At 41.9% G+C, this 21,883-nt stretch carries 22 protein-coding genes and 1 pseudogene; 18 read left to right on the forward strand and 5 right to left on the reverse strand.

Annotated features, from left to right (window positions below; translation table 11 throughout):
• Positions 1–9 precede the first annotated feature (9 nt).
• The 4 genes from HED61_RS04015 to arr form a co-directional block, all read right to left on the reverse strand.
• Positions 10–1,320: a PTS sugar transporter subunit IIC gene (locus tag HED61_RS04015; protein ID WP_003127899.1), complete on the reverse strand. Its 1,311-nt coding sequence runs from the start codon at positions 1,318–1,320 to the stop codon at positions 10–12.
• 251 nt (positions 1,321–1,571) lie between these two features.
• A complete protein-coding gene (locus HED61_RS04020) occupies positions 1,572–2,330 on the reverse strand; it encodes a MurR/RpiR family transcriptional regulator (RefSeq protein ID WP_003127900.1) in 759 nt (252 codons plus the stop codon).
• 48 nt (positions 2,331–2,378) lie between these two features.
• Positions 2,379–3,305: an ROK family protein gene (locus HED61_RS04025; protein WP_003127901.1), complete on the reverse strand. Its 927-nt coding sequence runs from the start codon at positions 3,303–3,305 to the stop codon at positions 2,379–2,381.
• A 121-nt stretch (positions 3,306–3,426) separates the two neighbouring features.
• A complete protein-coding gene (gene arr / locus HED61_RS04030) occupies positions 3,427–3,846 on the reverse strand; it encodes an NAD(+)--rifampin ADP-ribosyltransferase (protein WP_003127902.1) in 420 nt (139 codons plus the stop codon).
• Positions 3,847–4,042: 196 nt separating this feature from the next.
• Between arr and HED61_RS04035 the strand changes: the two genes are divergently transcribed.
• The 8 genes from HED61_RS04035 to HED61_RS04070 all read left to right on the forward strand — a co-directional run bounded on the left by HED61_RS04035 (position 4,043) and on the right by HED61_RS04070 (position 10,776).
• A complete protein-coding gene (locus HED61_RS04035) occupies positions 4,043–5,998 on the forward strand; it encodes a BglG family transcription antiterminator (RefSeq protein ID WP_003127903.1) in 1,956 nt (651 codons plus the stop codon).
• Positions 5,988–6,443, forward strand: a complete 456-nt coding sequence (locus tag HED61_RS04040; RefSeq protein WP_003127904.1) for a PTS sugar transporter subunit IIA — start codon at positions 5,988–5,990, stop codon at positions 6,441–6,443. The genes HED61_RS04035 and HED61_RS04040 overlap by 11 nt, the downstream gene beginning before the upstream one ends.
• A gap of 12 nt (positions 6,444–6,455) precedes the next feature.
• Positions 6,456–7,793 (forward strand): PTS galactitol transporter subunit IIC, encoded by a 1,338-nt coding sequence (locus tag HED61_RS04045; RefSeq protein ID WP_003127905.1) that lies wholly within the window; start codon positions 6,456–6,458, stop codon positions 7,791–7,793.
• An 11-nt stretch (positions 7,794–7,804) separates the two neighbouring features.
• Entirely contained in the window at positions 7,805–8,089 is a 285-nt protein-coding gene (locus HED61_RS04050; protein ID WP_029486244.1) for a PTS sugar transporter subunit IIB, read from the forward strand.
• Between the two features lie 14 nt (positions 8,090–8,103).
• Entirely contained in the window at positions 8,104–8,937 is an 834-nt protein-coding gene (locus HED61_RS04055; RefSeq protein ID WP_142976977.1) for a class II fructose-bisphosphate aldolase, read from the forward strand.
• 10 nt (positions 8,938–8,947) lie between these two features.
• Positions 8,948–9,649, forward strand: a complete 702-nt coding sequence (locus tag HED61_RS04060) for a triose-phosphate isomerase (protein WP_003127909.1) — start codon at positions 8,948–8,950, stop codon at positions 9,647–9,649.
• The gene (locus tag HED61_RS04065) at positions 9,646–10,161 is read left to right on the forward strand and encodes a YjbQ family protein (protein ID WP_005469964.1); all 516 of its coding nucleotides are present in this window, start codon (positions 9,646–9,648) and stop codon (positions 10,159–10,161) included. Before HED61_RS04060 ends, HED61_RS04065 begins: the two co-directional genes overlap by 4 nt.
• A 156-nt stretch (positions 10,162–10,317) precedes the next feature.
• Positions 10,318–10,776 (forward strand): GNAT family N-acetyltransferase, encoded by a 459-nt coding sequence (locus tag HED61_RS04070; RefSeq protein WP_096710871.1) that lies wholly within the window; start codon positions 10,318–10,320, stop codon positions 10,774–10,776.
• Positions 10,777–11,023: 247 nt separating this feature from the next.
• Here the strand turns inward: HED61_RS04070 and HED61_RS04075 are convergent, their stop codons facing one another.
• Positions 11,024–12,169, reverse strand: a complete 1,146-nt coding sequence (locus tag HED61_RS04075; protein WP_005469968.1) for a hypothetical protein — start codon at positions 12,167–12,169, stop codon at positions 11,024–11,026.
• A 276-nt stretch (positions 12,170–12,445) separates the two neighbouring features.
• Here HED61_RS04075 and alsS point away from each other — a divergent pair, with 276 nt between their 5' ends.
• The 10 genes and pseudogenes from alsS to HED61_RS04125 all read left to right on the forward strand — a co-directional run bounded on the left by alsS (position 12,446) and on the right by HED61_RS04125 (position 21,866).
• Complete coding sequence (gene alsS, locus HED61_RS04080; protein ID WP_021150656.1) at positions 12,446–14,098, forward strand: acetolactate synthase AlsS; 1,653 nt, start codon at positions 12,446–12,448, stop codon at positions 14,096–14,098.
• A 34-nt stretch (positions 14,099–14,132) separates the two neighbouring features.
• A complete protein-coding gene (gene budA, locus HED61_RS04085) occupies positions 14,133–14,849 on the forward strand; it encodes an acetolactate decarboxylase (RefSeq protein WP_003127915.1) in 717 nt (238 codons plus the stop codon).
• A gap of 395 nt (positions 14,850–15,244) precedes the next feature.
• Positions 15,245–15,970 (forward strand): glucosamine-6-phosphate deaminase, encoded by a 726-nt coding sequence (locus HED61_RS04090; RefSeq protein ID WP_003127916.1) that lies wholly within the window; start codon positions 15,245–15,247, stop codon positions 15,968–15,970.
• A 255-nt stretch (positions 15,971–16,225) separates the two neighbouring features.
• Complete coding sequence (locus HED61_RS04095) at positions 16,226–16,654, forward strand: MarR family winged helix-turn-helix transcriptional regulator (protein ID WP_003127917.1); 429 nt, start codon at positions 16,226–16,228, stop codon at positions 16,652–16,654.
• 10 nt (positions 16,655–16,664) lie between these two features.
• Positions 16,665–17,633 (forward strand): ring-cleaving dioxygenase, encoded by a 969-nt coding sequence (locus HED61_RS04100; protein ID WP_219645221.1) that lies wholly within the window; start codon positions 16,665–16,667, stop codon positions 17,631–17,633.
• 13 nt (positions 17,634–17,646) lie between these two features.
• Entirely contained in the window at positions 17,647–18,537 is an 891-nt protein-coding gene (locus HED61_RS04105; RefSeq protein ID WP_021150654.1) for a ring-cleaving dioxygenase, read from the forward strand.
• A gap of 52 nt (positions 18,538–18,589) precedes the next feature.
• Positions 18,590–19,234: a flavin reductase family protein gene (locus tag HED61_RS04110; RefSeq protein ID WP_003127920.1), complete on the forward strand. Its 645-nt coding sequence runs from the start codon at positions 18,590–18,592 to the stop codon at positions 19,232–19,234.
• Positions 19,231–19,830, forward strand: coding sequence for an alpha/beta hydrolase (locus tag HED61_RS04115; RefSeq protein WP_021150651.1), 600 nt, complete (start codon positions 19,231–19,233; stop codon positions 19,828–19,830). Before HED61_RS04110 ends, HED61_RS04115 begins: the two co-directional genes overlap by 4 nt.
• A 333-nt stretch (positions 19,831–20,163) precedes the next feature.
• Positions 20,164–20,691: a GNAT family N-acetyltransferase gene (locus HED61_RS04120; protein ID WP_219645220.1), complete on the forward strand. Its 528-nt coding sequence runs from the start codon at positions 20,164–20,166 to the stop codon at positions 20,689–20,691.
• A 336-nt stretch (positions 20,692–21,027) separates the two neighbouring features.
• Positions 21,028–21,866 (forward strand): annotated as a pseudogene (locus HED61_RS04125) (Cof-type HAD-IIB family hydrolase).
• The last annotated feature ends 17 nt before the right edge of the window (positions 21,867–21,883 follow it).

Raw genomic sequence — 21,883 nt, forward strand, 5'->3', positions numbered from 1 at the left:
CTAAAAAAGTTACGCTTCGATTTTTTGTGAACGGTTTGAAGCAATCACGAATGGCAAGTAGATCAATACGGAAATCGCCAGACAGACCACACCAACGATTGCAGCTACTGCATTTCCGCCAGTTCCTAGGAACAAGTTGATGATTCCCGGTGTGGTCCAAGGCACACCGATTGCTGGTGTCGGCATGATCGGCCAAATGACTGTTACAAAATAACCAACTAGAATATTGACCATTGGAGTCAATATAAAGGGAATGATCATAATCGGATTCAAGACGATCGGTAACCCGAAGATAATCGGTTCGTTGATCTGAAAGATTCCTGGAACAAGTGACATCTTAGCGATCTCCCGTTGTTCTGGTCGCTTCGAGGCGATGAAAATGGCAATGATCAGCCCTAACGTCATTCCCGTTCCGCCCATATTAGCAAACATGTCGTTCAAAACGCCCCACGTTTCTTTGTAAGGTACATCCCACAAGGAACCGCCTTGATTGATGAAATCCAAGTTGGCTAAATCCTGTTCTGTAAAAATTGCTGAACGAACGGCATTCAATGTATTTGGTCCGTGAATCCCGATGGAGAAGAGCAGTGTTTGTAAGAAAGCTAAAATCAAGACACCAACGACATTTCCTCCTAAATCACGCAACGGACTTTGGATCCCTTTGTAGATCAATTCATTGATGCCCTCTGGCGCAATCATCAGTACTAGGAAATTGATCAATGCGGTAACTGCTACGATGATCACGATAGGAATCATTCCAGAAAACGAACGGGAAACTGCCGGCGGTACCATATCGGGCATTTTGATCTGTAATCGTTTGACTTTGAATAGTTTCGGCAAGAATTCTCCTACCAGACAAGCAACGATCATGGCGACGAATAAGCCTTGTGCGCCTAAATATTGGGTGGAGATGGCATTGACACCGTCAACTGAGAAAGAAGTCGGATATAAAATCATAAACGCAGCTACACTTGTCAAACCAACTAGTGTCGCATCTGCATCAAAGTGTTTTGCTAGCAGTTGGGCAACCAGATAAGCAATGAATACGCTCATGATATTGATGGTTCCGTTAGCAACAGATGCCAGTACTTGCTGGGCACTTTCTAAATTGGGAAAGATTTTTGAGAGTTGAAATAATTGCACGATAAAACTATCGTTGGAAAATAAGATATTGTTAACCAAAATAACTAATGAAGAAGAAATCGTCAACGGGAAAATCAACATAAATGCATCACGAATCGCTGCGACGTGTCGCTGGTTATTCAATCTGGTGGCAATTGGTACCAAGGACCGGTCTAGTAGATCATTAAATTTTTGCATAACAGTAACACCTTTCTCTATTTGATGGACTTATTATAGCGAAAGGTTGCCTGAAAAAGTAAGCGCATTCGTTTTTAGAATCAAATTCTGTGAGGAAGAAATTTATTCCACAGTCGGAACAAGTGGTTACAAAAAACAGAAAGCAGCAAGACAAACGCTTGATTGCAGCCACTAGTCAGAAAACTGCTGCTGTAAAGCGAGTGTTCTGGCTAGGGCGTTCTTCGTTGTCTGGTACTTTCTGTGCTCGTTCATCATTGAGGGGTAGGTTCATCTTGTAAATAACCAATCAGTGTTTCCACGATGGCGATGGCTGGAAGCTGGCTAGTCAGATCGAGGAAGATGTCTTTGCGCTCTTCTTTGACTGCGTATTCGATCGAGTAGTCACATAAATGGGCAAGAGAACTCTCTTTATTTCTCGTAATACAATATTTTTGGGCAATCGCTTTATTAGCTAATCCAGTAATGACTTCGATCAATTCTTTTGTTTCACCAGAAACACTCAAGAAAACCAGAACGTTTTTTTGATCGGCTCGTAAGAAGCTGCGGATCGGGTAAGTCAATTCATCGATGCTGATGCAGAAGTAGCCGATATTTGCGAGCTTGCGGGCGACATACTGTGCAATTGCTCCAGACGCCCCCATCCCCATAAATAAAATACAGTCCGCATCTCGCAGTGTTTGCGCCATCTTCTTGATTTGGTATTCGACATCGGGATGGAAAATCGTCATGTTCAATCCACGGATGCGTTCTTCAAGGGATAACTGTTTTTGATGTTCTTCATAATGGACTTTTTCTAAATGGGTCTTGATATAAAAGCGAAATTCAGGAAAGGAATCGAATCCCACTTTTTGAACAAAACGAAAGACAGAAGTGGAAGAAACATGGGCATCATCTGCAATATCCCGTACTCGCATATAAGGGACTTTTTCTAAATTATTGACAATAAAGCGATAGATCTCTTGTTCGACTGAAGACAATTTGTTTAAGTTCAAATGCTGAAAAACGGCCATAAATGTTCCTCGCTATCCCATAAGAGTATATGACGAGTATACCATGATTTAGCGAGTGAGTTGCTGATGAATCTGATAAACTGCACCAATTAATCCGGCGTCATTTTGCAATTTGGCAGGCAGCACAGGAGCAATCGTTTTTCCCCGCAAATAGTTGATGGCAGCGTGTTGTGTTTCGACAGTTGTTAATGTCTGTTGCAGTCGTTCAAAGAAATATGGGTTGGCACTGATACCACCGCCAATCAAAATGGCTTCTGGATCGAAACAGCTGATCAAATTGATCAACCCGACGGACAAATCTGTCAGGAACTGTTGGGTCACTGTTTCTGCTAATGTTTCTCCCATCTGTGCGCGCTGAAAAATTTCTCGAGCATCTGTCGTCGCTTGAAATCCTGCCAGCTGACCGCCTTTTTGATTGTAGATCCGAACGAGCCCATCAACGACAGCAGCTTTACGATTGATCGAAACTTCCTCACTATTACCTGTAGAAGGCAAGGCGTCGATCACCATCCAGCCAAATTCTCCTGCCATGCCGTGGGCACCGCGATACACTTGATCATTGATTACGATCCCTCCGCCTACACCAGTTCCTAAGACGAGGCAAAGGTAATTGGAGAAGGATTGGGCATTGCCGATCCATTTCTCTGCGATGGCGGCTGCATTGGCATCATTCTCGACAGAAACTGGTAAACCACAGCATTCTTCTAATGTGGTTTTGAAATTCTCGCCGTACAATGGTTTGATGGCGCCAGCTGTCAGCATCAAACCGTCTTTTTGCACGATGCCCGGCGCACTGATCCCAATCCCGGCGATCGGATAGCGACTTTTAGCTTCATTAATAATTGTGATTAAATTTTGATAGAAAGACTGGGGATCGTAGTTTGTCGGAAGCATATTTTTTTCCAGAATTGCTCCTGTTTCATCAAGAACCCCGTATTTGATCGTTGTGCCGCCAATATCAAATCCTACATACATCGTTATTCCTACTTTCTTCTTTTAATCAGTGTCTTTTCTGCATTGTAGCATGGCACTTGTTGGAATATTTTTCTTTTCGACGGCCAGAAACAAGGGTGGCGTTTGCGTGCTAAGAAAACTGTCAATCAATGATTTCGGCTTTTCCATCTTCTGTTAGTTGCTGCAGGTGGGATAACATCTGTTGAATCACTTCTTCCGAATGCCGTTCCCATGCCCCTAATTCTGCGACGACTTTCAGCGGAGAGGCAGAACGGTAGGAACGGGTCGGATTACCAGGGAATCGCTTATCGGTCAAGTTCGGGTCATTTTCAAAAGGCCCAGTCGGTTCAACCAAATAAATTCTTTCTTGCCCAGTTCCTTTGGCTAATTCGGCTCCCCATTTGGCTGCATCCAATGTTGCGGTGAAGTAAATGTAGTTTGAGATCCGACCGGCTTCAAAGTTGGATTCTTTTTTTGGTTCCAGTAATTCGCCTAATTGTAATGATGCTTTTGTTCCGTGGAAAAAAGGTCCTCGGTCTAATGAATCGTTTGTGTGCTCCATTTGGTTCATCCTTTCTATCATTCATTGTTTTACTTAGCATACAAGAATCCCTCCAGATTGAAAAGCTGTTTGTCTAGTGGTGGAATGGTCACTATGTGATACAATTACCAGATTAATGTGGTAATCAGATATTATTTACTATTATGCGCTGATTCCCTAATATATAGTTAAGGAAGCGCTTCCTGGAGGTGGTCAAATGGATTTGAGTAAAAGAGAGAAAGTGTTGTTGCAATTGCTGCTGACACAAAAAGAGTTCAGACCAGCCGCTTTTTTTCAAGAACAGCTCTATGTTTCTTTAAAAACAGTCTATACAGATTTGGCGAGTCTGGAAGAAAAAATCAAGCCTTACGGGTTGACCATTGCTCGTTTGCCTAGAAGAGGGGTCAAGCTTGAAGGGAATCCCACTGCAAGGGAAAAAGGCTACAAACTCATCGTTACTGAAGGTAAAATCGTTGACGAATATTCTCCTGAATATCGTAAATTGTTTATCTTTGCAAATTATTTCTTCTCGAAAAAGCCAATGCATTACCAAGGATTTGCAGAATATTTCTACGTTAGTTATCAGTCGATCAAAAAAGATGTAGATGAATTATTCGCTTTTTGTCAGAAGAAAAAAGTTCGTGCGTCAATGTCTGCAAAAGGGTTGAAGCTAGAGGAGGAAGAATCTGTTCAACAAGCAACTTTCAAATCTTTTCTTGAAAAACATACAGATTCTGCAAGATTGGATCACTCTGCCATTCAGACATTGTTTGATCCGAAGATCGTTACCTTGACTACAGCACTGATTTCAGAAATATCCTTAACACTTGGTCGCCAACTCAATAGTTATTTTGTGGAATCCTTGACGGTATCGTTGGAAATTTTTCTTTCACGGATTTGTCTAGGAAGACATTTGGAACAGCAAGAGAATTTGGGATTTGAGAAATTAAAACAGATGAAACTGTATATGGTTGCTGTTTCCTTTGCAGAACGGATTGAAAGTGAACTAGCTGTTTCCCTAGCAGAGACAGATATCCAATACATTTGTTCATTGCTTTTAGCTCATGGAATTGAGCCGTATATGCAGATTACGGAAAAAAGAGAAGCCAACGTGATCGAAACAACGGAAGAAATGATCGAGAAGATGTCCCGTTTGCTAGATACTGATTTGACACAAGATAACTTATTGTTGCAAGCACTGCTTTCGCATATTGTCCCTATGATCCATCGTCTGAAAAATGGCATGTTAGTCAAAAATCCTTTGTTGCGATTGATCAAGAAGCAATACTCGACCATGTTTACATTAACGAAATATGCGATTGGCGGACTAGAAAAAAACTTTGCACTCTTCTTGACAGAAGATGAAGTGTCATTTCTAACGATTCATTTTCAACTCGCTTTTGAAAAAATCAAAGTCACAAAGCATGTGCTGATCGTTTGCAGCTCTGGATTAGCCACTTCTGAGCTGATCTTTAACCGGATCAAACAAACGATTTCTGCTACGACAGTTTTAGAGATCATCAGTGCAGAGAAATTAGCCAGTACATCACTAGAATTAGTGGATCTGATCATTTCAACTGTTCCGTTGGAGGAAGTGTCACCCCCTGTTCTCTATGTTTCACCATTACCGACAACTGAAGAAATTGCCATGATTTCGGCAAATCTTTCAAACCTGAATGAAAATGAAAAGAAACTGCATTCATCCAAATACCAATCATCAGAGCTATTGCAGAAATATCTAGATCCGGCATTTTTGTACATTAACCAACCGTTTAACACCAAAAAAGACGTCTTAGATTTTCTTGCAGAGAGTTATTTGAGCCATCATTTAGTCACCAACGATTTTAAGCAGTCACTTTATGCACGAGAAGAATTAGGCAGTACCGGATTAAAGACAGGCGTAGCGATTCCGCATGCCGATCCGCAGACTGTCAAAACAACAAAACTAGCATTTGTTACACTACCTAAAGCCATAAAATGGGGAGATACGGAAGTTCAATTAGTCGTTCTCTTGGCAATCGCTGAAAAAAATATGTCAGAAGCAAAAGAATTGATTGCATCTATTTACGATTTATTCAACTCTCCTGAAGAAATACGATGGGTGGTTAGCAGTAAAAATCGAGAAGAACTTTATCGTAAACTTGTAAAAGGAGGGACCCCGAATGTTTTTTGACCAGCAAATTGCTTTATTAAACAAAGAAGTAGAATCTAAAGAAGCAGCATTTCGGCTACTTACAGAGGAATTTTTAAAGAATGAATGTGTGACAGAGGCGTATCTTGACAACGTGATTAAAAGAGAGGCGGTTTTTCCAACCGGTCTGATGATCAATGGGATTGGCGTGGCGATTCCTCATACAGATAGTCAGTATGTCAAGAGATCGCAAGTTGGCTTTCTTTCATTGACAGATCCATTGCCATTCATTGAAATGGGAACAAGGGACAAAGAAATTTCAGTTTCATTAATCTTTATGTTGGCATTAAAGGAGCCGCACGAACAATTACAAATGCTGCAAAACTTGATCGAAATGTTTCAAAAAAATGGTGTGTTGGAAAAGTTAAGAGACATCCATGATGTTGAGGAATATCGGATGATTTTGCAACAGTATGGATTGGAATAAGGAGGGAATATCATGTTAAATGCGTTACAGTGGTTTGTTGATTTAGGGTCAATCGTTGTACTCCCGATTTTGATATTTATTTTTGGTCTTATTCTGGGAACGAAACCAGGCAAGGCTTTCACATCTGCTTTAACAGTTGGTGTCGGTTTTGTGGGCTTGAATCTAGTGATCGACCTGTTAAGCAATAGCTTAGGACCAGCAGCGCAACAGATGGTTGAGCGATTTGGCTTGAATCTGACGACGATTGATGTTGGCTGGCCGGCAGCAGCTGCGATTTCCTATGGGACGATTCTAGGAAGTCTGGCAATTCCGATCGGTGTTGTGTTAAATGTTGTTTTGATTATTTTTGGCCTGACGAAAACATTGAATGTCGATATCTGGAATATTTGGCATGCGGCGTTCATTTCTTCGTTGGTCTATGCTTTGACTGGCAACTTTGCCATGGGGATCGCTGCAACCGTCATCTATCTAATGATGATTCTTTTGATGGGAGATATTTTAGGACCGATCATTAATAAATTCTATGGTTTCCCGAATATCACTTTCCCACACGGGACCGCTGCTCCAGGATTTGTTTTCGCTTTACCGATGAACTGGTTATTCGATCGTATTCCGGGATTGCGAGACTGGAAAGCTGACCCGGAATCGATTCAAAAACGTTTTGGTGTCTTTGGGGACTCGACAGTTATGGGCTTTCTGATTGGTTTGATCATCGGAATTCTCGCTGGCTATGATGTGGCAGGCACTGGCCAATTAGCAGTTAAAACCGGCGCAGTGATGGTCATTATGCCAAAAATGGTTGCTCTATTAATGGAAGGGCTTACACCTATATCTGAGTCTGCCAATGACTTTGTGAAGAAACGTTTCCCTGGAAGAGAGCTTTACATTGGGATGGATGCGGCGCTTTCTGTCGGACATCCAGCAGTATTGTCTTCGTCATTATTACTCGTACCAATTACGATACTTTTAGCGGTTGTTTTGCCAGGAAATACGACATTGCCTTTTGGAGATTTAGCAACGATTCCGTTTCTTGTCTGTTTGATGGCAGCAGTATTTGGCGGAAATATTATCCGGACGGTTATCGCAGGGACAATTTATATGACCAGTATTTTGTATATCACTTCTTGGGTCGCACCATTAGTAACAACAGCTGCTAAGTCTGCCAATTTTGACTTACAAGGAAATTCAACGATCACAGCTCTAGCTGAAGGCGGACTATGGACTACCTGGCTTTATGTCGGTTTGACAAAAGTATTGAGCTGGGGCGGATTAGCGATCATCGGTGCGATTGTTGTCATCGGTTTGATCTATGTTAACAAGGTGTTACCTAAAAAACAAAGCGTCATGTAGGAGGAAGAACAATGAAAAAATTATTGATCATGTGTGGAACCGGAGTAGCGACATCAACGATCGTAACCAATAAAGTCAAAGAATGGCTAAAAGAAAAAGAACTGACGAATGAAGTCAAATTGTATCAATCCAAAGTCGCGGATGAAATGAACAAGATCGACGATTACGACATTGTTGTGAGTACCACGGTAGTCCCTGATTCCATCAAAGACAAAGTCATCATGGGATTGCCTTTATTGACAGGGATCGGTATCGAAGAAATGTATGCAGAAATCGAAAAGAAAATCAGAGAATAAAGGAGTCTTGCAAAATGCTTGTTACCACAAAAGAAATGTTTGACCATGCAGAGGAATTCAACTATGCCATTCCCGCAGCCAACTTTTTTGATCTAGACAGTGCCCGCACCTATGTTGAAACGGCTGCTAGGCTAGGGTGTCCATTGATCTTGGCTTTTGCCCAATCACATATGGATATGCTGAGTTTGGAAGAAGCAGCCCTGATTGGGAAGTATTTGGCTGAAAAAAGCGCCTTCCCCGTAGCGTTGCATTTGGATCATGGTCAAGATGAGGAAGTCATCAAGGAAGCGATTCGTTTAGGCTTCACTTCTGTCATGATCGATGCGTCAGAAGACCCGCTTGAAGAAAATATCCGCCGCTCCAAAGCGATCGCCGATTATGCCCATCAATATGGGGTGGTCGTAGAGGCAGAAATTGGGTATGTCGGCTCTGGCGGCAGTTTGGAAGCAACGGGGCTTTCTGATTCGATTTATACCGACTTCCATGAAGCAGTAAGATTTGCTGAACAAACGAATGTTGATTCGTTAGCCGTTTCGATCGGCACAGCCCATGGGCATTACCGAGGAACGCCTAAAATCAACTTTGATGTACTAAGTGAGATCCATCAAGCCATTACTATTCCGTTAGTCTTACATGGCGGTTCTTCTTCTGGTGATGAAAATCTTGAAAAATGTGCACAAGGCGGGATCCGAAAAATCAACATCTTTACAGATTTCGTTACAGCCGCAATGACCAAGATTCAAGAACAGCAGCCTGCTGACTACTTTGAACTAAAGAAAGCAGCGAATCAAGGAATGGCAGATACGCTAGCACATTACTATCACGTTTTTCATACAAAAACTTGTTAGGAGGATAAGCATGAGGAAAAAGCAGTTACGAGCACCCTTTTTTGTAGTCAATCCCAAAGCCTATTTATACGGAAAAGAATCCTTGGCACTGGCAAAAGCCGCCGATCAATTAGCGGAAAAATATGACGTTGATATCTTGTTCACGGTGCAGCACGCAGATGCCGCAACGATCAAACAAGCTACGAATCATTTGTTCATTACGGTTCAACACATCGATGGCATGACTGTTGGACGGGGAATGGGCTACGTCTTACCTGAATCAGTAGCAAATGTCGGCGTAGCAGCGACATTTCTCAATCATGCAGAACACCCAATGACATTAGATGAACTCGCAAAAGCGATTAATCGGGCAGATGAGTTGGGGCTCATCACGATTGCTTGCGCGAATTCACTGCAAGAAGCTAAAGCAGTGGCAGCTCTGCAGCCTGACATTATGGTTTGTGAACCAACTGAATTGATTGGTACCGGTCAAACGAGCGACGTTTCTTATATGGAAGAAACCAATCAAGCCATCCGTGCCATCAACAAAGAAATCAAGATTTTACAAGCGGCTGGTATTTCGACCGCAGACGATGTGGCAAAAGCACTGCAATCAGGAGCCGACGGAACGGGTGGCACCAGTGGTATCGTCTGCGCGCCAGATCCGCAGAACGTTTTGACAGAAATGATCAAAAAAGTTGCTGAGCTAAGAGATGAGGGGATTAAAAGATGAAATTCGCGAAAGAACAGCTAACATTGACATCAAATGGCAATCGGGTATCTTATCATAATATTACGCAAAAAGTGAAGGACTTTGTAGAGAGAAGCCAAATCAAAAACGGCATCTGTTTAGTCCAATCCCCACACACAACTTGTTCCGTCATTTTCGAGGAATTCATGCATGATACGGATTTTAATGGGGATGAATTTTTACAAGTTGATCTGAATCGCATTTTGGATAAACTAGTGCCTAGAGAACTCTCGGAAAATACAAATTATCGTTACCCTGGACCGAAACATTTGGAATTTCTGATGAGCCTAGATGATCCTAACTATCCGACAGATCCAGCAACGATTTTAAATGGCGATGCCCATATCCGTTCTTCGTTTTTCGGGGCGAGTGAAAGTTTTATTTTACATGAAGGAAAGCTTGAAATTGGTTCTGTAGGGTATATTTATTTCGTGGATTTTGACCAAAACCGAGTTAGGAATCGAACCTGCCATCTTATGTTGATGGGTGAATAAAGCAACTGCTAGTGGCAACTGGGGCAGCAGTATTCTGCAAGGACATGGGAAAAGTCGAACGCTTGAGCCGAAATGCGTTATAATCAATGAGACAATGAAATTTATGGAGGGATCAATTTGATTATTCGCCCAATGACAGCTAGTGATTGTTGATCAATTGATCAAGCGTTTCTTGCACAACAATGGCCTAGTCGTCAAGCTACATTAGAGAGATATCTTCAAGAACAGAGCCGCGGACTGCGACAGGTCTTTGTCGCGGAAGACTCGGGACAGATTGCAGGCTATGCGACATTGATTCCCCACGCAAAAGCCGGTCCTTTTAAAAAGAATGGCTATCCGGAGATCACCGATCTAAATGTCTTTCAAAACTTTCAGCGGCAAGGAATCGGCGCTAAGCTGCTCCAAGCTGCAGAAGAACAAGCCAAAACATTTTCGTCTGTGATCACCATTGGTGTGGGGCTTCATTCTGGTTATGGCACTGCACAGCGACTGTATTTAAAAAATGGCTACTTACCTGACGGATCAGGGGTCTGGTTTGAGAATCAAGTCTTGGCAATGGGTGCTGCTTGTTACAATAATGACGATCTTGTGCTTTATCTTTCTAAGTCCTTTTGACAAGCAACCAGCGTGTTATTTCTATCTAACAGGTATAATCTACAGAAAATACGATGAACGTCAATGCTAGGAGCATACTAGCCTTGACGTTTTTTTCTACGACCAAACAAGCTTCGACGTATCTCGGTCCTGCTAGATATTTTAGGAAGAATGGTATGACCCGCATATTTGTTCGCCAAAAACAGCGTTCTTTCCTTTGATTAGAAAGGAAGAACGCTGTCTAGATTCTGTTCCATATTCAAAAAAATCAGTAACACTTCTCGCAGGGGGTCAATCCTTTGCTTAAAGCTTCGGACAACGTAGCTGGGAAATAAGTACCATTGCCGCATTTATGGGTGTGATACTTCTTCCCTGTACGGGTGATCATGACATATTCTTCTGCTTGATTGCTTGTGGTTTGATTTGACTGGCTGGCTTGGTTTGCCTGCTGTTCCGCAGCGGCGGCTGCTTGCCGTTCTTGTTCGGCTTTAGCAAGCTGCCGTTCTTGTTCTTCACGAATCGATTGGCGAACAGCTTCAGCTCGCTGCGTCAATCCATCATCTGCTGAGGGAAGCTTGGCAATCGCAGAAGTTGCACTAGCTAAGTTTGCTTCAGTCGGCTCTGCTTCGGCTTTTTCAACAGCTTTGGTCGCTTGTGCTTGCAATTTCGCTTGTGTTTCTTTCTCTTCAACTTTTGTTTGTAAAGAAGCCAGTCGATCTTCAAATTCAGTTTTCGTCAAACTTGTTGCTGCAACAAGCTTGGCAGCTGCCTCAAGGTCTGTTCTGCTTAGACTTTGTTCCGCTTTTTCTAACGCGCTGGCGATCTGCAGATGATCTTGGAGGACGGCCAAACGTTGATCATAATCGTCATATGTTTTGCTGAGAGAATGAACCAATGTTGCTGCTTCATCATAATTTTTTTGTGTTGGTTTAGATTCTGCCAACGCTAGTGCAGTTTCGACCCGTTTAATCAGTTCTTTCTCCGCTTTTTCTGCTTCTAAATAAGCCACAAATTCTTTGGAAGGTTTGATCAAGACTTCCTGTTCTTTTTTCTGATCATTTAAGGCAGCTTTTACCACAACTTGTTGCTCAGTGGCATCATTCAGGTGAACTGTGTAGCTAAAAGAACCTTTGCTGTTTTTGACCGTTTCTCCATTGATCGTTAGGACAGCATCGGCCGTGGCTTCCCCTTCGATAGTCGCTTTTCCTGTTTCATCCGTTTGTATTTCAGGTGAAATAACAGATAGTGTCAAATTGCTCGGAGATAAAATTGCACCAACAAAAAATAGAATAACGCTTCCGCATAAAATAAATCCCAATCTTTTTTTCGGTCGCTTCTTGATGGCAGCGATAATCAACAAAATACCGCTTACAATTACTGCTAAGAAACTGACCAAACTAATCCACATACCCATAACTTTTCTAGTTCCTTTCACTTTTTGATGTCTTTATTATAACATGATTTATATTAAAAACATGAAAAAAATAAGAAAATAAAACTAGATAATAACAATTTGTTTTTACGAATCGTTCTTATTTATAGAATCCTTTTTAGGGAGCGCTAGAAAACGGTTCCTTTTAATTGCTATTTTTTTAATACAGATTAAAAAAGTGTATTATTCTTGATAAATAAAAGAAAAGTGCTATTATTAGTCGTGAGATTAATACAGATTTTGAAAAGAGGTAGTACAGTGAGTAAAAAAGGTTCAGAAATTATTGTTGAAAGTTTAGAAAATCATCACGTCCCCTATATTTTTGGGATTCCAGGAGCAAAAATCGATGGTGTCTTCGATACATTAGAAGACCATGGACCACAATTGATCTTAGCCCGGCATGAACAGAATGCTGCATTTATGGCACAAGCCATTGGCCGTTTGACTGGAGAGCCAGGAGTAGTCATTGCTACCAGTGGTCCAGGTGCCAGTAATTTAGCAACGGGATTAGTGACAGCGACAGCTGAAGGAGATCCAGTTCTGGCATTGGCTGGGCAAGTGAAACGTTCTGATTTATCGAAACTGACCCATCAAAGTATGAATAACGCTGCTCTCTTTAGTCCAATAACCAAATACAGCACGGAGATCCAAGATCCCGAAACATTATCTGAAAATATCGCAAATGCATTTCGAATCGCTAAAACCGCAAAAAAAGGTGCCAGTTTTCTGTCGATACCACAAGATGTAACGGATGGCCAAGTCGAAGGAAGTGCCATCAAGCCATTATCAGCGCCAAAATTAGGACAAGCGAATCCAGAGGATATCGAGGATCTCGTTGAACGCATCAAGGAAGCAAAACTACCGGTTTTATTACTAGGCATGCGGGCTTCTGCTGAAAGCGAGACAGAAGCCATTCGTCATTTGATAGCGAAAACGGGATTACCAGTCGTGGAAACTTTTCAAGGAGCAGGAATCATTTCTCGTGCTTTGGAAGACCATTTCTTTGGCCGTGTGGGCTTGTTCCGTAATCAGCCAGGAGACATGCTGCTAAAACGAAGTGATTTAGTGATCGCTGTGGGGTATGATCCGATTGAATATGAAGCGCGCAATTGGAATGCAGAGAAAGACGCACGGATTATTGTGATTGATGAAGTACCGATGGAAATCGATCCATACATGCAGCCTGAAGTAGAGCTGTTAGGCAGCATTGCCAAAATCATTGAGCAAGTGACACAAGCCATCGATCAATATACGTTATCAGCAGATGCACAGAACTATTTAGCTACGTTGCAAGAAAAATTAACCGAAAAGCAAATAGAGGCCCGTGGAACAGAACAAACATTGCATCCATTGGAGATCATTGATACATTGCAGCAAAAACTGACGGATGAGATGACCGTGACTGTTGATGTCGGCAGTCACTACATTTGGATGGCGCGTCATTTCCGCAGTTATGAACCTCGCCATCTATTGTTTAGTAATGGGATGCAGACATTAGGTGTGGCATTGCCATGGGGAATTGCGGCAGCATTAGTGCGGCCGAATACGCAAATTATTTCCGTATCTGGTGATGGTGGTTTCTTATTCTCTTCACAAGAATTAGAAACGGCTGTTCGCTTAAAACAGAACATCATTCATCTTATCTGGAATGATGGCACCTACAATATGGTGAAATTTCAGGAAGAAATGAAATATGATCGTGCTTCAGGTGTTCAATTTGGTCCTGTAGACTTTGTCAAATACGCGGAAGCCTTTGGGGCAAAGGGATTACGTGCCACAACAAAACAAGAATTGACAGCCGCGATCGAAGAAGGGTTTGCAACTGATGGACCAGTCGTCATTGATATCCCGGTCGATTATTCCGATAATGCCGAATTAGGCAAGACGATTTTGCCGGATCAATTTTACTAAGAGTATTTATTTTACTAATAGAAGGAGCTTCATGATGAACGTGAAAAGCAAAAGTTATTTATATCAACACGGAACTTTAGGCGGGTTGATGGAAGATTTGATGGATGGTACCGAACAAATCGGCAAGATGTTAGCCTATGGTGATACAGGAATTGGTACATTAGCTGGTTCAAATGGTGAGATTATTTTCTTGGAGGGCGTGATTTATCATGTTGACGAAACAGGACAGGTGAAGCAGCTGACAGGGACCGAGACGACGCCGTATGCAGCTGTCGTTGATTTTGCAGCCACGGATGAACTTGCTTTTGACACAGAAGCTACGGATGAAGAAGTCAAGGGAAGATTATTAGCGACCATCAGTCCCAATTTGTTTGCGGCCATCAAGCTTCATGGAATGTTTGATACGATGCACGTGCGGGTAGCGCCTAAACAAGAAAAGCCCTATCCAAAATTCGTTGAAATCATTCAAAATCAACCTGAATTTACGGCGACAGAAATAGCAGGAACTATCGTAGGCTTCTTTACCCCGAAACTTTTCCATGGTGCTGCAGCAGCAGGCTTCCATCTGCACTTTATTAGTGACGATCATCAGTTTGCTGGTCATGTACTGGATTTTAGCTTAATCAGTGGTGAAGCAGAAGTAATGGAAGTAGCCGAGTTTCGTCAACATTTTCCCATAGAGAATGCTGAGTTCTTGCAGCGGGAAATCGACGTGGAAAAAATTGCCCGGGATATCGAAGAAGCGGAATGATTTTTTACTATAGTTAGGTAGATTTTGCGTTGCATTTGATTCTTCACTGATGGATTATTTTCTGAAAAAAAGTATCTGAAATACAGATTAGAAGGTTAGGAAGTAAATAGGAGAAAAGTGCAGATTTCATTGCTGATTTCCGACTTCACTCTGTATCAGATGCTTTTTTAGTATTGAATAGATTTCCTGCAGCTGTACATTCGCCCAAGGGGAAGAATTGTAGTTCTCGGATGGATCAAAAAGATGTGCGCCATAGAATGCAAAAATAAATTTCAGATAAGTCGAACAATTTGGCCTGTTTTTCCTATACAATAGAAAGTGAAAGGGCTTTTTTTGAGAAGGTAATTCCATTAAGGGCCGCTGTCCACGAAACGAATGAGAAAGAGGGAAGACACATGAAAGTTATCATCACGGAAGATTATCAAGAGATGAGCCAAGTAGCCGTACAGCACCTTTTAGGCGTAATGCACAGCCAGCATCGAAAGAATATTTCAATCACCGCTGGATCAACACCAAAAGGGGTGTATGAAATGCTGGTACCACTAGTAAAAAATAAAAAATATTTTGAGCACGTTCACTTTTATAACTTTGATGAGATTCCATTCAAAGGGGAAGAAGACCGCTATGGTGTCACGATGACGAACTTGCACAACCTGTTTTTTGGACCAGCGGAAATCGATCGTGAAAGAATCCATGTCTTGGACTGGACGAATTATGAAACACAAGATGAACGAATCAAAGCCGATGGTGGATTGGATATGGTGTTGCTGGGGGTTGGATCAGATGGCCATTTCTGTGGGAATTTACCGAACACGACAAAATTTGGAGATTTAACGAGTCGCGTGAATGCGAATGCGACACCCGAGATGGCTGACGTTTTGTTAAGTGAGGTTGGTGGAGACAAAGAAAAACAACCTGATTTCTATGTAACAATGGGACCAAAAAGCATCATGCAGGTGAAGAAATTGGTAATGATCGCCAATGGCAAGAAAAAAGCAGGCATCGTCAAACAATTAGTAGATGGAACAGTAATGGAGGACGTTCCGGCAACGCTATTGACGACCCATCCAGATATGACATTGATCGTTGATAAAGAGGCTGCCTCGCTGCTTTCATACTAACCAGCGGAATTTGATTTTTCTCTATATCTTAATGAAGTAGTTCCTAGTAGATTGGACAATAAACACCTGCTACAAATAGAAGTCAATCCCCCTCTTACCATTAGATCCTTTTTGCTTAAAAGGATTCTAATGGTAAGGGGGTTTTTGTTGTACGTTGACAAAGCTTGTTTCAGAAGGAAAGCAGATTGTTTTACAACTTACAAAAAGTAAGTTATTATTATCTCGAATTCGAAATAAATCGAGCGAGGTGAGGAAATGGATCATCAAGAGGAAGCATTGAAGGTCTATATTGGTTTATTACGCAGCAGCAGTCACTTAGAGCAGGTGGCTAAACAAGATGTCCGCTGTTATGGCTTGAATCTGACAGAGTTTTCCGTTCTGGAACTGCTTTATCATAAAGGTACACACACCACCCAAGCCATCAAAGAAAAAATCTTGATTGCCAGCAGCAGCACGACGTACGTCATCGATCAACTCGTAAAAAAAGGCTGCGTTCGTCGAGAAACAAGTCAAACGGATCAGCGAATCACCTATGTCAGTCTGACAGATAAAGGGGCAGAATTGATGGATCAGATCTTTCCAACTCATGCCACAAAAATTGCGGCAAGTTTTGCCTCGCTTAGTATTGACGAGTTGCAAACATTAAAAACATTATTACGAAAAATAACTTATAACGAGAAATGAGGAAGAAAAAATGAGAAAACAAGACCAATTACTAGGGGTACACCATGTAACAGCCATGACCAGTGATGTCGAAAGAAACTATCACTTCTTTACAGAGATTTTGGGGATGCGTTTAGTGAAGAAAACCGTCAATCAAGATGATATTTATACCTACCACACATATTTTCCGGATGATCTAGGTTCCCCAGGAACCACGATGACATTCTTTGATTTTCCCAATACCGATCGTGGCAGTAAAGGAACAAATTCAATTACCCGTACAGGCTTTCGCGTACCATCCGATGCTGCATTAGACTATTATAAAAAGCGTTTTGAGACATTTGATGTGAAACATGAAGCGATCACAACAGAATTTGGCAAAAAAGTGTTGCGCTTCTGGGATTTTGATCAGCAATCTTACCAATTGATTTCTGATGAACACAATCAAGGCGTCAAAGCAGGTATTCCATGGAAACAAGGGCCAGTTCCAGAAGAATTCGCTATTTATGGTTTAGGCCCAGTCGAAATCTCCGTTTCTTATTTTGCCGATTTCAAGGGATTACTGGAAAATGTCTTTGGATTCAAAGCCATCGATCAAGAAGGAAATCGCACGCTATTAGAAGTTGGCGAGGGGGGCAATGGGGCAGAAATCGTCTTAGTCGAAGATACCACAAGCCCACAAGCACAACAAGGAGACGGGGAAGTGCATCACGTCGCCTTTCGTTTAGCCGATCGCCAATCTTTAGCCGTATGGCAAGAAGTTTTTGAAAATTTGGGTCTCGCGAATTCCGGCTATGTGGACCGCTACTATTTTGAATCGCTGTATGTACGTGTAGGACATATTCTTTTTGAATTAGCGACAGATGAACCTGGCTTCATGGGTGACGAGCCTTACGAAACATTGGGCGAAAAATTATCACTGGCTCCGTTTTTGGAAGACCAACGTGCAATGATCGAAAAAGCGATCAAGCCGTTTGATACCACTCGCAGCCATAACTAAGGAGGTAAAAATGATGCAACCCATTCAACAAATCCACCATATATCCGCAATCGTCGGTGACCCGCAAGAAAATGTAGACTTCTACCGCGAAGTATTAGGCTTGCGTTTAGTCAAACAAACCGTCAACTTTGATGATCCTTATACGTATCATCTCTACTACAGCAATCTGTCCATTGAAAATGGCACGATCATTACCTTTTTCCCATGGGCCAACGCGCATCCTGGTCGTGTCGGTAGCGGACAGGTGGGCACGATTACCTTTCGCATTCCTAAAGGCAGCAGCGACTATTGGAAACAACAATTGGCCCATCATCAAGTCACTGTTCATGAGAGCCATCTATTTGGGCAACCAACATTGGAACTTCAAGATCCTCATGAACTGTCTTTAGCGCTAGTGGAAGGGGAAGCAGCGGAAACAAACGCGATTCTTGGGTTCCATGGAGCGGTCTTACTTTCCGCTAAGCCAGAGGAAACATTCAAGACGTTGACCCATGATCTAGGGCTGCAAGTTGTAGCGGAGACAGAATCAAACCGACGATTGGTGACTGCCGGACCAGTGAAACACGAGATTCTCCTACCAACAGAGCCACTGAGACCTGGTCGTTGGGGTGTCGGTACCGTCCATCATATTGCCTGGTCGGTACCGAATGAGGAAAGCCAAATCAACTGGCAAGATGACCTTTATACAAAAGGGTATGGTGTTACAGAAATCAAAGATCGTAACTACTTCAAAGCCGTCTATTTTAAAGAGCCTGGTACGATCCTTTTTGAGATTGCAACGGAATCTCCGGGATTTCTCATCGATGAACCATTGGAAACCCTGGGGACAGCACTCAAATTGCCCCCTCACTTTGAAGAGCGCCGCGGAGAAATCACAGCTCATTTACCCAAATTGACTGTTTAATTTACAAGTAGGAAGTCATCAATCATACACAAAAAAGAGAAAGCGGTGTTGCATGATTTATTTGGATCCCCAAAATCTGACGCAAAGAGAAAATTATAAATTATTGATCGGCTCGATCATTCCGCGGCCGGTTGCCATCGTAACGACACGATCGGCAGAAGGGACCGTAAACATTGCCCCCTTCAGTTTCTTTTCGATCGTCAGTTCAGAACCCGCCATCGTTTCGATCGCTGTTCAGCGAAAAAAGGGCACGATGAAAGATACGGCTCGTAACTTACTCACGACCAAGGAAGCAGTGATCCATATCTTGGATCGCAGCAATGTGGAAGCAGCCAATCAGGCAGCGGCACTGTTACCTGCAGAACAAAGTGAATTGACCGTCGCAAATTTTACGCCAGTCCCTTCACAAACGGTTGGCGTACCCGGATTGCAAGAGGCGAAAATTCGCTTTGAAACCACCCTTTACCAACATGTACCGATTAACGAGGAAGAAACCAAGGAAAAAAATAAAGAAGAGATAAAAGTGGATCTGCTCTTACTTAAAATCACTGGGTATCAAATAAATGAACAGGTCTATGAAGAAGGAAAAATCAATCCCAAAAAATTGGCGGCAGTTAGCCGACTTGCGGGAAATTCGTATGCTGAGATCGGCGAGATCTTCGATTTGGCACGACCAAACGAGAAGGAGGACAAATGAACTTTATCTTTCACCAAGGAAAACCAGCTGCTCCCGTACTTGTCTTGTTACATGGAACCGGCGGCGATGAACGCTCTTTGCTTGATCTAGGTCACGACCTAGATCCCCAAGCATCATTGCTAGGTATTCGAGGCAATGTTTTAGAGAATGGCATGCCCCGCTATTTCAAACGATTAGCAGAAGGCATCTATGATGAAGAAGATTTAATGTTCCGGGGGCAAGAACTGGCAGCATTCATTCAAGAAGTCGCTAAAGAAAAAGGTTTCTCAATCGAACAAGTTGTCTTGGTTGGTTACTCTAATGGAGCCAATATTGCGCTCAATCTATTGCTGGAATTCAGTGTTCTTTTTCAAAAAGCGATTTTGTACCATCCAATGTATCCAGTATCGAAATTACCCAATCACCTACTGGCACAAACAAACGTATTTATGAGTTTTGGTCTGAAGGACCCTATCGTTTCTGTGGAAGACAGCAAGTATGTGCAAGCGATTTTTGAGTCTCGACGTGCACAAATAGAATATGTTTGGACCCCAAGTCATCAACTGACCTATCAAGAGGTTGAAAAATCACGAAAGTGGTTAGAAAAGGCAGATTAACTGGTTGTGAAACAGGGTTTAACACTATATATACTGTAAAAAAACACAACTGAAGACAACAATTTAAAAAAACAGCAACCAAAGGGGCAGACAAGATCCAGTGGCTGCTGTTTTTTTATAGAAAAAGTTTAGAAATTCAGGTAGCGTTTACTGCTGCTTATTTTTATGCCATACTATTGATTAATAGGCAAACCAATTTATTAAATAGACTTTCTATTGAGGTCATAGAAGAAGTGAGAATGCTCTGCAAAAGTATCTGAAATAATCGAACGAGGTTCTTCTTGGATGTGCCCTCGTGAGAGAGACAACTGATAAAAATAAAGGAGAAAAGAATTGGCAATTTCATTAAGAAAAGCAACAATAGATGATAGCCCACTGATCCAGAAATGGTGGCAAGACGGAAAGGTGATGGCAGCGGTCGGTTTCCCTCAAGGGTTAGCAGTGAGCGTTGAGGAAGTACAGCAATCGCTTCATTACTACGAGGAGGTTTCTGGTGAGTTTTTATTGATTATAGACGAAAAAGGCCACCTCATTGGAGAATTTGCCTACAAGCCTATCGAAGCTAAAGGAGCAACGTTTGATATAAAGATTGGTGAACTGTCAAGGCAAAGGCAAGGCTATGGGAAAGCGGCTTTAGAAAAAGGCATGCAAAGGATTGCTGCCCAAAATCGCTTTAATCGAATCGAAATCACTGTCAATTCTACAAATGAGCCGGCACTGAAATTATACGAAAAAGTAGGGTTCAAACAAAGCGGTTTTTTGAAAGATCATTGGGTGAATCAAGTCGGTGAGCGTTGTTCGACAGTCGTGATGGTATATGAATTAGCAGATGCTGACAATGGCCTGAATAAAAGTAATTAAGGCACTAAATCATATTGCTTATTAAAGAGGTCTATCTGGATAAAAATCGCAGATAGCGCAAAAATAGATTTCCAGCAGGATACTGATTAAAGTCATCGGTTACAAGAGTCTTTCATAATCAATATCTTGATGATATCCATCGTTTTAGTTCATTCTCCTCTTTTTTTGAACTGGCTAGTTAGAGCAATGCTCTAACTATTAGGACATTTGTTTGAGCGAAGTCAAGGCATATGAATAAATTCGCTGTTGTAGAGATAACAACCTATGTGCGAAAGGTATTGGTCAACTCCTAAGTTAAAACGTATAATAAAGAAAAACAATATAGGAGCGTATATCATGAATTTAATAGGAATTGATTTGGATGGAACACTACTAAACTCGGAGCAAAAGATCAGTCATAAAAATGCCGCTTCTTTAAAGTCGCTTTCCAGTGATTGATTCCCTTTATTTGTTCGGGTCGAGAAGTAGGAGATATTCAGGCGATCCTCAAAGAAGCTGATTTAGCGATCCCGGCGGTCGGATTGAATGGTGCCATTGGGTACGATCAAGACAAGCTGATTTTTGATTTTCCATTTGATCCCCAAGCTGTAAAAGAAGTGAGCCAGATCGTTTCAGCGTTTCCAACAAAAATATATACCAATCAAGGCAGCTATGAATCGCAAAACTATCAAGAAGAGATGAAAAACATTTTCTATGCGATTGGTCAAGAATTTCCTGTAGAAGAACTGAATTATGAACTTGATTATGAAAATACCATTCAGTCGACAGCTTACGATGCGATTGAAGAAATCATCAATCAAAAAAATATTAATGTTTATAAACTGTTTGTTTTCGTCCCTAATCGTGAGATAAAAAAAGAGCTATTTCCGCAGATAGAAAATATACCAAATGTCTCTGTTACTGAATCAGCGGCCGTCAATCTTGAAATCGTTCCTCGCTCCGTATCCAAGGGCTTTGTTTTTGATCATCTTAGCCGCATTTATGAATTAGACCAGCCAACAAAATTCGCTATTGGAGATAGTTTAAATGACTTAGAAATGTTTAAGAACGCGGATATAAGTTTTGCCATGGCAAACGGTCATCCAGCAATCAAAGAATTAGCAGATCATGTGACCGTTTCAAATGACGAAGATGATGTTTCGCAAGCGTTAGCAATGATTAAAGGTACAAGATAAGCATGCTGTTTGGAGAA

Source organism: Enterococcus gallinarum (assembly GCF_021496385.1).
Classification (GTDB): Bacteria; Bacillota; Bacilli; order Lactobacillales; family Enterococcaceae; genus Enterococcus_D; species Enterococcus_D gallinarum.

Coding starts and splice junctions, on each gene's coding strand:
- HED61_RS04090 (WP_003127916.1), top strand. CDS start 15,245: ATGAAAGTTATCATCACGGAAGATTATCAAGAGATGAGCCAAGTAGCC.
- budA (WP_003127915.1), top strand. CDS start 14,133: ATGAACGTGAAAAGCAAAAGTTATTTATATCAACACGGAACTTTAGGC.
- HED61_RS04045 (WP_003127905.1), top strand. CDS start 6,456: ATGTTAAATGCGTTACAGTGGTTTGTTGATTTAGGGTCAATCGTTGTA.
- HED61_RS04065 (WP_005469964.1), top strand. CDS start 9,646: ATGAAATTCGCGAAAGAACAGCTAACATTGACATCAAATGGCAATCGG.
- HED61_RS04105 (WP_021150654.1), top strand. CDS start 17,647: ATGCAACCCATTCAACAAATCCACCATATATCCGCAATCGTCGGTGAC.
- arr (WP_003127902.1), bottom strand. CDS start 3,846: ATGGAGCACACAAACGATTCATTAGACCGAGGACCTTTTTTCCACGGA.
- HED61_RS04115 (WP_021150651.1), top strand. CDS start 19,231: ATGAACTTTATCTTTCACCAAGGAAAACCAGCTGCTCCCGTACTTGTC.
- HED61_RS04020 (WP_003127900.1), bottom strand. CDS start 2,330: ATGGCCGTTTTTCAGCATTTGAACTTAAACAAATTGTCTTCAGTCGAA.
- HED61_RS04040 (WP_003127904.1), top strand. CDS start 5,988: ATGTTTTTTGACCAGCAAATTGCTTTATTAAACAAAGAAGTAGAATCT.
- HED61_RS04035 (WP_003127903.1), top strand. CDS start 4,043: ATGGATTTGAGTAAAAGAGAGAAAGTGTTGTTGCAATTGCTGCTGACA.
- HED61_RS04095 (WP_003127917.1), top strand. CDS start 16,226: ATGGATCATCAAGAGGAAGCATTGAAGGTCTATATTGGTTTATTACGC.
- HED61_RS04100 (WP_219645221.1), top strand. CDS start 16,665: ATGAGAAAACAAGACCAATTACTAGGGGTACACCATGTAACAGCCATG.
- HED61_RS04110 (WP_003127920.1), top strand. CDS start 18,590: ATGATTTATTTGGATCCCCAAAATCTGACGCAAAGAGAAAATTATAAA.
- HED61_RS04060 (WP_003127909.1), top strand. CDS start 8,948: ATGAGGAAAAAGCAGTTACGAGCACCCTTTTTTGTAGTCAATCCCAAA.
- HED61_RS04025 (WP_003127901.1), bottom strand. CDS start 3,305: ATGTATGTAGGATTTGATATTGGCGGCACAACGATCAAATACGGGGTT.
- HED61_RS04050 (WP_029486244.1), top strand. CDS start 7,805: ATGAAAAAATTATTGATCATGTGTGGAACCGGAGTAGCGACATCAACG.
- HED61_RS04075 (WP_005469968.1), bottom strand. CDS start 12,169: ATGGGTATGTGGATTAGTTTGGTCAGTTTCTTAGCAGTAATTGTAAGC.
- HED61_RS04015 (WP_003127899.1), bottom strand. CDS start 1,320: ATGCAAAAATTTAATGATCTACTAGACCGGTCCTTGGTACCAATTGCC.
- HED61_RS04055 (WP_142976977.1), top strand. CDS start 8,104: ATGCTTGTTACCACAAAAGAAATGTTTGACCATGCAGAGGAATTCAAC.